Genomic DNA, 13869 nt, shown 5'->3' with positions numbered 1-13869 from the left:
ATTAATAAGTTCAGGCTATTTTTTATTTAAAGCTGGTTATTATCCTACCAAATGAAGTTCACTAAAGTCTTTATTAACTATCATGGTTTTTTCTTCGGCATTAAACTGAAGTTGATCCAAAGGGATTTCTTCATTTTCAAAGAAAACCTTTTTCACTTCAAAAGGAAGGCCATGGAAATTCAGTTTAAAAGTCTCATAAGAAGCTGAAAATTTCCCGCTCTTATGCTGCTGAAGAATTATCTCATCAGTTTTCCCGGTTAGCTTAAATGTTCTAAGACTGTAAATATTCTGGCGGTACTCATAGCCATCGTGAGCATCTTCATAGAATTCAGAATTTTCCTTTCCAAGTTTGTAATAAATATCAAGGCTTAACTGATCTATTTCTAATTCATCAACATATTGCTGAACAGGATATTTTGGAATTACCGCACCTTCTTTTATGAAGATAGGGCAAATTTCCAATGGAGCATCTACCCACATTTCTTTTCCTCCGGTAACTAAAGTGTCGTTCCAGAAGTTATACCATTTTCCTCTTGGAATATACATGCGTCTTCCCTGTACATTTGGTTCCTGTACCGGGCAAACCAGGATCTGGTTTCCAAATATGAATTCATCTGCACGGTAATGCGTTTGCACATCTTCCTGATCGAAATAAACCAATGGTTTTAGTATTGGCTGACCTTCCTGAACATAATTATAAAAGGCGGTATATAGATATGGTAATAACTGATATCTTAATTCCACAAATTTTTTCGAGATCTCCAGTACCTCATCTCCAAAGAACCATGGTTCTTGTTCCCCATGATCACCGGAAGAATGCACTCTACAGAATGGATGGAAAACTCCAAGTTGGATCCATCGGGTATAAAGCTCTCCTGACGGTTGTTCGGCGAATCCGCCAATATCAGATCCAGCGAAACTCATTCCACTCATGCACAATCTCTGCATTTGTATGTTCGCCAGCCATAAATGTTCCCAGGTGGCAACATTATCTCCCGTCCAGGTTGAAGTATATCTTTGTCCTCCGGAATAGTTTGCTCTGGTGATTATAAATGGCCTTTTTGGGAAATTGAATTTTTTCACCCCTTCGTAAGTAGCCCGTGCCATCTGCATCCCGTACACATTGTGTGCTTTACGGTGGCTACAATGATGCCCGTCATAATTATGTCTTACATCAAATGGGAATGTTTTACCGGGCACCTCCATTACTGCAGGCTCGTTCATGTCGTTCCAAACTCCTTTAACTCCAATTTCACCTATAAGCTCACGGTATAATCCGCTCCACCATTCCCTAACTTCAGGATTGGTAAAGTCGGGGAAATAACATTCACCCGGCCATACTTTCCCGCGCATGTAAGGGCCATCTGCTCTTCGGCAGAAATAATCCTTTTCAAGTGCTTCTTTAAAAATTGGATAACTAAGGTCTATTTTTATTCCCGGGTCAATAATAACCACGGTTTTAAATCCGTCATCTTCCAGCTCTTTTACCATACGTTTAGGATCCGGAAAATATTCCTTATTCCAGGTAAAACAGCGGAAGCCGTCCATATAATCTATATCCAGATAAATGGCGTCGCAAGGGAAATTTAACTCCCTGAATTTTGAAGTGATCTCCTTTACCTTGCTTTCCGGATAATAACTCCATTTACATTGATGGAATCCAAGTGCCCACATTGGTGGGAGTTCTGGTTTTCCGGTAAGATCGGTATAAGTGGTAAGTACATCTGTCATCTGGGGGCCGTAGATGAAATAATAATTCATCTCTCCGCCATCTGCCCAGAAACTGGTTACATTTCTTCGCTCACTACAAAAATCGAAATGCGTTTTAAAGGTGTTATCGAAAAAGATCCCGTAGGCGATATTCTGCTGTAGCCCCATATAAAAAGGAACCGCCTTGTATAGCTCAGCAGTATCCTTCCCATAGGCATATTGATCTGTATTCCACATACTCAATCTTTTGCCTTTAAGGTTAAAATTTGTGGGTTTATCGCCAAGGCCGAAGAAATTCTCCTGATCCCTGGAAGTTTTACTCATTTTCACGAAGTTGCCTCCAAACTCAAAGCTTTCTTCCCAGTGGAAACCAAGCTCATCTTCCAAAATGGTTTTTCCACCATGCTCATACATTCCAACGCGTAAATCATCTTTCGCTACCTTGCAAAGGAACTTTTCAGTATGAATCAATACATGAGAATTGTTTTCTTCAACTTTAAGTTTGTTGAAACCATGCGGATGATTTTCATCTACGGCATAGGAAAAATCATGCTCAAAAATTCCATTTGTTGCATAACGCAGCCTAAGCATATTATCTCTAAGCACGGTAATTTGCAATCTTACTCCGTTCTTGGTAAGGAAACTTATGGTGTCCTGATCGTGTTCGTAGGAGATCAGGGCCGTAGGGTAAAGATTCCCTTTATGTTCAAGTTCTGTATTGGTAATCATAGTTTTAGATTCGTTATTAACCTGGGCAAAAGAAGTTCATTCCCCGGGATAAAGAATTAGATTATTTATTTAATTTCAAAAACCACTGTGGCCAATGGAGGAATGGTTATGGTAGCCGAATAATCCCGGCCATGGTCAGTTTCCTGCTTTATGCTGATGGCTTTATTTTTAATATCAGCACCTCCGTACTTTTTATCGTCTGAGTTAAAAATTTCTTTCAGCTTACCTTTTGTGGGAACGCCGAGTTTGTACTCCTTAAGTACAGTAGGCGTAAAATTACAAACCACGATTAACTGATTTTTTAATTCATTTCCCTTTCTAATAAAGCTTATTACAGAATTTTGATTGTCATCATAAGCAATCCATTCAAAACCTTCTGCGCTAAATTGTTTTTCATAAAGAGCAGATTGGGAGGTATAAAGCTTATTAAGATCGGTTAATACCTGTTTAATGCCTTGATGAGGTTTGTGATCCAGCAGATGCCAATCCAGACTGGTATCAAAATTCCACTCCTCATATTGTCCAATTTCTGCACCCATAAAAAGGAGTTTCGCTCCCGGGTGAGTAAACATATAGGAGTACATTAGGCGTAAATTGGCAAATCTTTGCCACTCATCTCCGGGCATTCTGCCTAAAAGAGACTTCTTGCCATATACTACTTCATCGTGACTTAATGGAAGCGTGAAATTTTCAGTAAAAGCATAGGTTAAACTAAAGGTGATATCATTTTGATGGTGTTGCCTGTAAATAGGATCTTTTTTGAAATATTCCAGAGTATCGTGCATCCAGCCCATCATCCATTTCATCCCGAAACCAAGTCCGCCGGCATCAACAGGTCTTGAAACTCTAGGGAAAGAAGTAGATTCTTCAGCAATGGTTTGTACTCCTGTAAAACTGCGATAAACTTCTTTATTGAGTTCCTGTACAAAACTAATGGCATCAAGATTTTCTCTTCCGCCGTGCTCGTTGGGTTCCCATTCACCATCTTCCCGCGAATAATCAAGATAAAGCATAGAAGCAACGGCATCTACCCTTAACCCATCCACATGATATTTGTCCAGCCAGAATATAGCATTACTAATAAGGAAAGACCTTACTTCATTTCGACCATAATTGAAAATTAGACTTTTCCAGTCCGGATGATAACCTTTTCTGGGATCAGGATGTTCATAAAGGTGAGAACCATCAAATAAACCTAAACCATGTTTGTCTTCAGGAAAATGTGAAGGTACCCAATCCAGAATTACTCCAATTCCCGCTTTATGAAAGGCGTCCATTAAAGTCATAAACTCCTGCGAATCTCCAAACCTGGAAGTAGGAGCAAAATATCCGGTTAATTGATAACCCCAGGAAGGATCATATGGATATTCCATTACCGGCATAAATTCCACATGAGTAAAACCGAGTTCTTTTACATAACTCACCAGTTCATCAGCCATTTCGGTATAGGTAAGCGGCCTGTTTTCGTCCATGTTCTTTCTCCAGGACCCAAGGTGAACTTCGTAAACTGAATATGGTTTGTCCAGGGCATTCTTATTTTCCCGGGTAGCCATATACTTTTTGTCTTTCCATTCATAGTCCAGATCCCACACTATGGAAGCCGTATTTGGCGGATGTTCGCATTTTAACGCATATGGATCTGCCTTTTCGAATTTTTCGTCGTTAATGCCCGACTGTATTTTATACTTATACTTATTTCCTTTTTCTACTCCCGGAATAAAACCTTCCCAGATTCCACTTTCATCCCATCTAACATTTAGTTGGTGTTCCTGTTCGTTCCAGTAATTAAAATCACCAATGACTGAAACCGCTTTTGCAGTAGGAGCCCACACGGCAAAATATACGCCGGTTTCGCCCTCAAGTTCCATAATATGGGCACCGAATTTTTCATAAAGTCGGTAATGTTTACCAGCTTTAAAAAGTGAAATATCAAAATCTGAAAATAAAGAGTGAACCTTAACTTCTTTTTTCATTTAAATTTATTTAATGTTTATGACCATCAATCAAATAATTTTTCTGCCGGCCACATCCATCGAGGTGTTAGTAGTGTTTTTTAAATAATGACGACCAATAAAATGTATGACCGTCACCTAATATCATGTATTATAAATACATATGATCTTTAAAAGAAGCAATAATCGATTAAAAAATCTATTATATGCCTATATCTATGTTAAGATTCTGTCATAGAATAATTTAAGGCGATAATTATATATCATTTCAGCCAATTTGCTTCCCTTCAAAATCTTCAATTTATAATTGCAACAACCTTAAATTTAAAAAACTGAATTTTAAAATCGCAGGTTAATTAAAACTTGTTTAAAAATTTACCGAAAATTTAAGGGAAGAGATGTTTAATTGTGAATTATGGAATTATAACAGCGAATACCGAGAATAAAAAAAACCGGCTTAGCCGGTTTTTAAGATTTCATAATACTATCCAGTTTATTAGGCGGGATTGGAGGGGGTACCGAATTATTAACCGGGTTTGTGCTTTGCAAATATTTAAATATGGATTCCAGATCTTCATCGTTCATTTGACCGAAGTTCTCCCAGGGCATTGGGGGAAGTATCCTTCTACCATTCTTATCTCCTTTTAATTTTCCTTCCCTTAAAGCTGTTTTCCAGCGTTCCATGGTCCAGGTGCCAATTCCGGTATCATCTGAGGTCAGGTTTGCTGCGAACGAAACTCCCCAGGGGCCAACTGCAGCCGTTAGGTCTCCTGTCATTAGCATCCATCCGCTCTCCAAGGCTTCTTTGCTAATAGGAGGTAGGGAATCAGAAGACGGATGACCGGAAAGTGCAAGTTCCGGGATTTCCTGCGGACCTCTTTCGGTCATTTTTTTGGGAGAATGACAGTCATGGCAGCCAATTGTCTTAACCAGATATTTACCTCTGTCAATACTATCCTGCAGGGTCATCTTTTTTTCTTCAGGAACTTCCTTGTATTCCTTGTCGTTACACGAGGTGAGAAGCATTCCCGGTAAGATCGTTAATAGAAACAAAACAATTGCCTTGCTCCATTTCACAGTGTGAATGAATTTTTTCATAATTAATTGGATTGGTTGAACAGTATTAAATTATTATAACTTTCTGAAAACAAGCAATTTAATCGCTGAAATACCTAATTATTTGATGAGTTTGAATAAATCGAGGTAACCGATGATAAAAAAACTGAGAATATTATCTTTGCGCCTATGCAAACCGATAATTTAAAACAGGGTTTTTTTGGGATTGGAATTCAGAATGGGAAGACTCCGGAAAATCTTGGAGTCCTGTGGCGTTCTGCACAAAATATGGGTGCCAGTTTTATTTTTACGATCGGAAACCGCTATGCTAAGCAGGCCTGCGATACACATAAGGCTGTAGGCGCCATGCCTTACTTTCATTATGAGACTTTTGGCGATTTTTACCGGCATTTGCCTAAAGGGGCTATGCTGGTGGGAGTAGAACTGGATGATAAAGCTGAACCACTCGAAACTTTTATCCATCCAAGACGATGTGTTTATTTATTGGGAGCTGAAGATCATGGCCTTTCGTCTGAAGCTATCGAAAAAGCACACCATCTGGTGAAATTCAAATCTACTTTAAGTTTGAATGTTTCTGTGGCAGGAAGCATTGTTATGTATGATCGCAGTACAAAAACTGAATTTTCTACCTGATCACTCCTGCGAGGCTTTCTCCTTGCTGAAAAGGTTTTTCTCTTTTATCAATTTCGCAGTTAAGCCGGGAACCATCGTTTCCCAGGTATCATCTCCTTCCCGAATCATTTCGTAAACCTTTCTTGGATGGATTTCCAGAAGCTCTTCATCATAATCTTCAATATCTATCACCTTTTCATTATCAATAAAGAAGTTGTAGAGTTCCTTGACCCGAGGATGAACTTTTAGATTTTTACTGGTGATGATATCACCCGTCTTTGGATCCCTCATAGGATAGAGATAAACCTTTAGACTTTTGAAAAACAGTTTTCCAAATGCTTCCAAAATGCCTCCACTTAGGTGACGGTAATATTTCTCGTTAAAAATATCAATGAGACTATCCACACCCATAGCCAGGCCTAATTCCTTTTTGGTGTGTTGTGAGAAATACTCCACTACTTTATAATATTCCTGAAAACTCGAGATCATTACAGTTTGCCCAGATGCGCAAAGAAGATCTGCCCTATCCAGAAAATCCTTTTCATCGATCTCACCTTCAGCTTTTAGGTTGTTAATGGTCATTTCAAAAATGATCACGGTTTTATCTGGATTTACCTCCTCCTGTTCCAGGAATAATTTTCTGGAAGCCATGTACATTTGCAGGTTCAAATTGGTAACCGGCCTAAAACTTCCTCTAAGTGTAAGTATGTTTTTTTTATAAAGTACATTGGCGGGAAGGATGTTATTACCATTTGGCGAAAACATTACCGCTTCTGTAATTCCTTCCTTCACCAGTTCCAGACTCATTAACCTATTGTCGACATCTTTAAATACAGGACCCCGAAAATTGATGGAATCTATTTCAATTTTATCGGTGCTTAAGTGATCGTATAATTTCTTGATCAAAACCTTGGGGTCTTCACTTTGATAAAAAGCTGCATAAATAAGGTTCACCCCCATGATCCCTAAACTAATTTGTTGCTGGGAAGCGTTGTTCTCGTGAAATTGCACATGCAAAATTATTTCACTGTACGCCTGTTTTGGCTCTTTTTGAAATTTTATTCCCAGCCAGCCATGGCCTTTGTATTTTTTGGCCCAGTCAATTGTAGCTACGGTGTTGGCGTAACTGAAGAAAAGTTTGTTGGGATATTTTTGTCTTGATAAGCGTTGTTCTATAAGTTCGGCTTCATAATCGATCATCCTTTTTAACCGGGCTTCGGTAACATAGCGGTTTTGAGGATCCAGACCATAGATCGCATCGCTAAAATCCTTATCGTATGCGCTTAAGGTTTTGGCAATGGTGCCTTTTGGATTCTGTGCTCTGAAAAAATGACGAACGGTTTCCTGCCCTGCACCAATTTCAGCGAAGGTTCCGTAGATATTTTCGTTGAGATTAAGCCGGGTACATTTATTCTGAATGGAAAGAATGTTTTGGAAATCATCTTCACTTATTCCTGTCATTTTAGCGCAAAATTTGATTAGTAACTGAAAGTTAGGAATATTAAATTTTCTTAACAGGCATTTTAAGTAATGTTTAAAATAATAGCTGTGAGAATTTATTACAGTTCAAATATTTCCTTCTGAAAAAACCGGAAATAAAAAAAGTGGATTGACTTTTTCAGAATACTGAGAAAAGCTAATCCACTTTAACCGATCTGAATAATTTCAGTTTCGGATATATTATAAACTACTTAGAATTTATCTGAAGCAACCTTATAAGTAGGATCTTCCAGAATGTTTACTTCTATAAGAGCATCGGCATTCTTCAATAATCTTCGGCAGTCATCACTTAAATGTCTTAGATGTACTTTTTTACCAACTTTATTATAACGCTGGGTCACTGCATTTAAAGCTTCAATGGCAGACATATCGGCTACACGACTCTCCTTAAAATCGATAATTATCTCATCCGGATCGTTTGTAACATCAAATTTTTCAGCAAAATTAGTGGTAGAGGCAAAGAATAACGGCCCGTATATTTCATAGTGCTTAACACCATTTTCATCAATAGATTTTCTGGCTCGAATTCTCTTGGCGCTTTCCCACGCAAAGAATAATGCAGACAAGATAACTCCTACCAGTACTGCCAGCGCCAGGTTGTGAAGTAGAACGGTAATTAAAGCAACAATAATTACCAGGAAAATATCTTTCTTGGGTACCTTATTGAAGATCTTTAAACTTGCCCATTCAAAAGTTCCAATGGCTACCATGATCATAACTCCAACCAATGCTGCCATTGGAACTTGTTCGATTATAGGTGCACCAAATAAAACTATGGCAAGAATGGTAAGCGCTGCAATAATACCAGATAATCGGGCTCTGGAACCTGCAGATAAGTTTACCAGAGTTTGAGCGATCATAGGGCAACCTCCCATTCCAAAGAAGAATCCGTTTAGTACGTTAGCTCCACCCTGGGCAATACATTCCCGGTTACCATTTCCTTTGGTTTCAGTAATTTCATCAACCAGATTCAAAGTAAGTAAACCTTCAGTTAATCCAACTGCAGCCATTATCAACGAATAAGGAGCAATAATTTCTAAAGTTTTCCAGGTTAAATCGATCTGCGGAATGTGGAAAGGCGGGAATCCACCACTAACAGATGCAATGTCTTCTACTGTTTTTGTGTCTATTCCAAGGAAGTAAACCAGGATAAATACCACGATAATTGCTACTAAAGAAGATGGAACGGCTTTAGTAAGTTTTGGAAGTAAGACCACAATCGCGATAGTTAGGGCTACTAAACCAGCCATAATATATAATGAGGTTCCTTGCAGCCAAACCAGGTCTCCATTGACAATTGTTTTAAATTGATCTAACTGAGACATGAAAATTATAATGGCCAACCCGTTTACAAATCCAAACATTACCGGATGTGGAACCAGACGAATAAATTTCCCAAGCTTAAAAACTCCAATAATAATTTGAATAACCCCTGCCAGCGCAACTGCAGCAAGAACATATTCCAGACCATTGGATTTCATTAAGGCAATCAATACGATTACCGTTGCTCCTGCACCACCTGAAATCATTCCCGGTCTTCCTCCAAAAATTGCAGTAACTAACCCCATTATAAAAGATGCATATAATCCCATTAACGGAGGAAATCCTGCAAGTATTGCAAAAGAAAGAGATTCCGGGATCATGGTCATTGCCACGGTTAATCCGGCAAGCACTTCTGTTTTATAATTTACCTGTTGCTTGAAGTCGAATAAGTTCAAAACTCTTTTCATAATCGGGCTTTTTCATCTTAATTTTAAGAAGCGGCAAAAATAGTCATTAAAAACAGAAGTGCAATCTTATTGTATTTTAGATTTAAAGTTTTGCTAAAAATTGATTTACAGGGAATTATATTATTAAATTATAAAGCTGAAATCGAGATGAACCCTATATTTTAATGGGCTTGAGACCCATTGTTAGAAAACTAATAAAGATTAGGTAACAGATTTCAAAAGAAATACCTTTGCAAAAATTATTATTATGGCACATAAAGCCGGTTTCGTAAATATTATTGGTAATCCTAACGTAGGAAAATCTACATTAATGAACGCTTTTGTTGGAGAGCGTCTTTCCATCATTACATCTAAAGCTCAAACTACCCGTCACAGGATACTTGGTATCGTAAACGGAGAGGATTTTCAGATGATTTTGAGTGATACCCCGGGAATTATCAAACCAGCATACGAACTGCAGGCCTCCATGATGGATTTTGTGAAATCTGCTTTTGAAGATGCAGATGTTCTTATCTATATCGTAGAGATAGGGGAGCAGGGATTAAAAGATGAAGCATTCTTTAATAAGATTGAAAATTCTCCCGTTCCTGTTTTATTGTTACTTAATAAGATAGATAAATCCAATCAGGAACAGCTGGAGGAGCAGGTGAAATACTGGAGTGAAAGAGTTCCAACTGCCGAGATCCATCCAATTTCTGCATTGGAAGGATTTAATGTTTCAGAGGTGTTTAACAGGATCATAGAATTGCTTCCGGAATCTCCGGCTTTCTATCCTAAAGATACTTTAACCGATAAGCCTGAGCGCTTTTTTGTGAATGAGATAGTAAGGGAGAAGATCCTTATGCATTACAAAAAGGAAATTCCTTATAGCGTTGAGATCGAGACCAGCGAATTCTTTGAAGAAGAAAATATCATAAGGATGCGTAGTGTGATCATGGTAGAACGTGATACACAAAAAGGGATCATTATTGGTCATAAAGGTGCTGCTTTAAAAAGAGTAGGCGTAGAGGCCCGTAAGGATCTTGAAAAATTCTTCGGAAAACAGGTGCACCTTGAACTGTATGTAAAAGTGAATAAGAACTGGAGAAATGATTCCAGACAGCTTAAACGCTTTGGATATACAGATAAAAAATAAACTTTCAGCTTAATACAGTAAGTGAAATAATTGTTTTAAAACTATTAATTTTGCTTGCTGAAATCAATTTATAGTTATGGGCAACATTGTCGCCATTGTGGGTAGACCCAATGTGGGAAAATCAACATTTTTTAACCGACTAATTCAACGTCGGGAAGCCATCATAGATTCTGTGAGTGGAGTTACAAGAGATAGACATTACGGAAAGTCAGACTGGAATGGACGTAAATTCTCTCTTATCGATACCGGAGGATATGTACTGGGAAGCGATGATATTTTTGAAGCGGAGATCGATAAGCAGGTAGAACTTGCCATTGATGAGGCCGATGCTATTATTTTTATGGTAGATGTGGAATCGGGAGTTACGCCGATGGATGAAGATGTAGCCACTTTACTTCGTAAGGTTGATAAACCAGTGCTTTTGGCAGTAAATAAAGTTGATAATAATAAGCGACTTGAAAATGCTGTAGAATTTTATTCTCTTGGTTTGGGTGAATATTTCCCAATTGCCAGTACCAATGGTAGTGGAACCGGAGATCTTCTGGATGCTCTTATTGAAGCATTACCGGAAATTGAAGAAGAAGAGGAATCTGAATTGCCAAGATTTGCTGTGGTTGGAAGACCAAACGCGGGAAAATCTTCGTTTATCAATTCCCTGATTGGTGAAGACAGATATATAGTTACAGACATTGCCGGGACCACCAGAGATTCTATCGATACACGTTACAACAGGTTTGGTTTTGAATTCAACCTTGTGGATACAGCAGGAATTCGAAGAAAATCCAAGGTTAAGGAAAACCTGGAATTTTATTCGGTTATGAGATCTGTTCGAGCTATTGAGAACTGTGACGTTTGTTTGCTGGTTCTTGATGCGACCAGAGGCTTTGACGGACAGGTACAGAATATTTTCTGGCTGGCGCAAAGAAACCATAAAGGGATCGTGATCCTGGTAAACAAATGGGACCTTGTGGAAAAGGAAACCAATACCATGAAGGAGTATGAGGCGATGATAAGGAGAGAGATCGAGCCTTTTACAGATGTGCCAATTGTTTTTATCTCGGTTCTGAACAAACAAAGGGTTTTTAAGGCGATTGAAACGGCCGTTAAGGTTTTTGAAAACCGAAGCAAGAAGGTGAAAACGCGTGAATTTAATGATGTGATGTTACCTATTATTGAGAGAAACCCACCACCGGCGTATAAAGGGAAGTATGTAAAGATCAAATTCTGCATGCAATTGCCAACGCCTTATCCTCAATTTGCATTCTTCTGTAATCTCCCGCAATATGTCAGAGATCCTTATAAAAGATTCATCGAGAATAAATTAAGGCAGGAATTCGATTTTGAAGGAGTGCCAATAGATATATTTTTCAGAAAAAAATAAGCAAAAGTTTTTTACATTCTGTTAAACTAAAAAGCCGTTATAGTAATTCTATAGCGGCTTTTTCTATGTAAAAAGTTCCATCACTGGAAGAAATACTGCGTGATAATTTTAACTTATAAATTACCGCAGGTGAAAGTGATGACTCTAATGCGAATAGTAGATTTTAAAAACCGGCTTATTTGAAGATATTTCTGACAGATTTTTCTGTTACTTTCTTACAATTTATGGGCACTGAGGTCCCATAACCATTATATCATTACTTCAACGATAAGATTTTGAAACAGGTGTCTAAATCCTTAAATTTAAGAGGGTTGAATACTAATTTTAAAATCTTGGCTTATGGAAATTTTTACAGATTTTGTTGACAATTACAAAGGTGCTCTGCAAGGCCTGAACATTTTTGCCAAAGTTGGCGTTACGCTGGCTCTGGTATTAATCTTACTGGCAGTAATTGGTGCTGTTGTAAATGTTATTGCGCACGTATAATCTCATGAACTTGATTTAAGAGATTTAATGTCCTTTTAAACCTTACTGTGGCTTTTCGTAAGATAAGCTTCGGAAAGGTCTTTTTGTGTCTACTCCTCAGGATTTTTAAAGCATAAAAAAACCTCCAGAATTTCTCAACTCTGAAGGTTTGAATATTATTGAGAATAAGTTATTCTTCCTCTTTTGTTTTTACAACTCCCACCATACTATCGGCGGTGCCGTAATATAAGTACCAGGCGTCATTAAAATACACCAGACCTTCGATAAACGTAGTTCCGTCAATATACTGTCCGGACTTTTCAAAAGGCAGCTCCGGCTTTATAAAGGGCTTATTGGATCTGTCAAGGATCTTCCAGGGTTCATTTGCATCAAAAAGTGCCTGTCCGCCGGTATAAATTCGGTTTCCTAATTCCTTTACTCCAATATTTTTTGAATTTCCAGCGTTGTATAGCATTACAATTCCATCTTCAGTTAGCACAGGTGGTGGTCCTGCTTCTACCAGCCAGGAATCAAAATATCCCGGACGCGGATTCATCACCGGCATTAGGTTGCCTTCGTAATCCTCTACCGGTTCCCAATTCACAAGGTCTGTTGAGCTTGCCAGCCAGATGTGTGGAACTCCATAGTACATCCAGTATTTTCCATTGATCTTAGCGGCTACCAGCTTCCCGTCTTCAGTAAGTCGGGTAACTATAGCGCCAGATTTAGTGTCCCGGTCATTATATTTCCCTTCTTTATACTCTTCAAAAGCAGGCCCGTGTTTGGTCCAGTTTTTTAAATCTCTGGAGGTTGCAACTGCCAGCCTTGGCAGGTCCCTGTTCCATTGAGTATAGGTAAGTACATATAGTCCGTCCTCAGTTTCTACAATTCGTGGATCCTCAGTTCCGCCGGTCCATTCATATTTTTTTTGTTCATCATTATCCGGATAGAATACTGGTTTTGACTTTCGGGTGTAGTTAAGTCCGTCTTTGGAAATTGCTAATCCTAATCTTGAGGTGTGGGTTCCAATCCCATCTTCACCAACTCTTTCTTCGGCCCGGTACAAAACCTTTATTTGGTCATTATGTACGATCGCCGCAGGATTGAAGGTTGCCATGGATTCCCATAGTACCGTTTTTCCGGACATAGGGTCTAGAAAAGTGGTTGTGGTGTCACTGCTTACAATGGGCTGGCCATTCGTAAATCTTTCGAATGGGCCCATCATCCATTCCTTTTCAATTTCCTGGGCTGTTCCTGTTAAGCTAAGGCTTAAAAAGGCCAGGAATAAAAAATAGATTTTTTTCATTTTCATAAAATAAATATTTAGGAGGTTGTATATCGTTCAGATTCTAAAAAAATCAGCTTTAATATTCAACATTGATTTGAATTTCCGCTTTAAGGAAAATAGAATTCTCTATTATTTCAAAAATAGAAATTATAATCCGGAATCCCTGGAAAAGTAGAATAGGTTCAAGGAAACCTATTGAAAAATAATTTTAGACTTCCGGTACCTAAGAAGTAAGGCGTAATAGCCCTAAAATTAAAAAACCCCGAACTAAAAAGTTCAGGGTTTTAAGG

At 38.4% G+C, this 13869-nt stretch carries 10 protein-coding genes; 4 read left to right on the top strand and 6 right to left on the bottom strand.

Going from position 1 to position 13869, the window contains the following annotated elements; genetic code table 11:
• Positions 1-39 precede the first annotated feature (39 nt).
• The 3 genes from ACNKXV_RS03965 to ACNKXV_RS03955 all read right to left on the bottom strand — a co-directional run bounded on the left by ACNKXV_RS03965 (position 40) and on the right by ACNKXV_RS03955 (position 5489).
• Positions 40-2439, bottom strand: a complete 2400-nt coding sequence (locus ACNKXV_RS03965; RefSeq protein WP_417906405.1) for a glycoside hydrolase family 31 protein — start codon at positions 2437-2439, stop codon at positions 40-42.
• A 65-nt stretch (positions 2440-2504) separates the two neighbouring features.
• Positions 2505-4412, bottom strand: a complete 1908-nt coding sequence (gene glgB / locus ACNKXV_RS03960; protein ID WP_417906404.1) for a 1,4-alpha-glucan branching protein GlgB — start codon at positions 4410-4412, stop codon at positions 2505-2507.
• Between the two features lie 447 nt (positions 4413-4859).
• On the bottom strand, positions 4860-5489 hold the full coding sequence (locus tag ACNKXV_RS03955; protein ID WP_417906403.1) for a diheme cytochrome c-553: 630 nt from the start codon (positions 5487-5489) through the stop codon (positions 4860-4862).
• Positions 5490-5636: 147 nt separating this feature from the next.
• Here ACNKXV_RS03955 and ACNKXV_RS03950 point away from each other — a divergent pair, with 147 nt between their 5' ends.
• Positions 5637-6101: an RNA methyltransferase gene (locus ACNKXV_RS03950; protein ID WP_417906402.1), complete on the top strand. Its 465-nt coding sequence runs from the start codon at positions 5637-5639 to the stop codon at positions 6099-6101.
• Here ACNKXV_RS03950 and ACNKXV_RS03945 read toward each other — a convergent pair whose 3' ends face one another.
• Both ACNKXV_RS03945 and ACNKXV_RS03940 read right to left on the bottom strand, forming a co-directional pair.
• Positions 6102-7541 (bottom strand): TonB-dependent receptor, encoded by a 1440-nt coding sequence (locus ACNKXV_RS03945; protein ID WP_417906401.1) that lies wholly within the window; start codon positions 7539-7541, stop codon positions 6102-6104.
• 230 nt (positions 7542-7771) lie between these two features.
• Entirely contained in the window at positions 7772-9310 is a 1539-nt protein-coding gene (locus ACNKXV_RS03940) for a SulP family inorganic anion transporter (protein WP_417906400.1), read from the bottom strand.
• A 247-nt stretch (positions 9311-9557) separates the two neighbouring features.
• On the opposite strand from ACNKXV_RS03940, the gene era reads away from it, so the two are divergent.
• The 3 genes from era to ACNKXV_RS03925 all read left to right on the top strand — a co-directional run bounded on the left by era (position 9558) and on the right by ACNKXV_RS03925 (position 12312).
• Entirely contained in the window at positions 9558-10445 is an 888-nt protein-coding gene (era, locus tag ACNKXV_RS03935; RefSeq protein ID WP_417906399.1) for a GTPase Era, read from the top strand.
• A gap of 76 nt (positions 10446-10521) precedes the next feature.
• Positions 10522-11826 carry a ribosome biogenesis GTPase Der gene (der, locus tag ACNKXV_RS03930; RefSeq protein ID WP_417906398.1) on the top strand — a complete coding sequence of 435 codons (1305 nt, stop codon included), beginning with the start codon at positions 10522-10524 and terminating at the stop codon, positions 11824-11826.
• A 339-nt stretch (positions 11827-12165) separates the two neighbouring features.
• The gene (locus ACNKXV_RS03925) at positions 12166-12312 is read left to right on the top strand and encodes a hypothetical protein (protein ID WP_417906397.1); all 147 of its coding nucleotides are present in this window, start codon (positions 12166-12168) and stop codon (positions 12310-12312) included.
• Positions 12313-12481: 169 nt separating this feature from the next.
• On the opposite strand, the gene ACNKXV_RS03920 is transcribed toward ACNKXV_RS03925, so the two are convergent.
• Positions 12482-13603: a glycoside hydrolase family 130 protein gene (locus ACNKXV_RS03920; RefSeq protein WP_417906396.1), complete on the bottom strand. Its 1122-nt coding sequence runs from the start codon at positions 13601-13603 to the stop codon at positions 12482-12484.
• Positions 13604-13869: the final 266 nt, after the last annotated feature.

It is taken from the genome of Christiangramia aquimixticola (genome assembly GCF_048285835.1).
GTDB lineage: Bacteria > Bacteroidota > Bacteroidia > Flavobacteriales > Flavobacteriaceae > Christiangramia > Christiangramia aquimixticola.
This window is presented reverse-complemented; position numbering and strand designations above follow the sequence as displayed.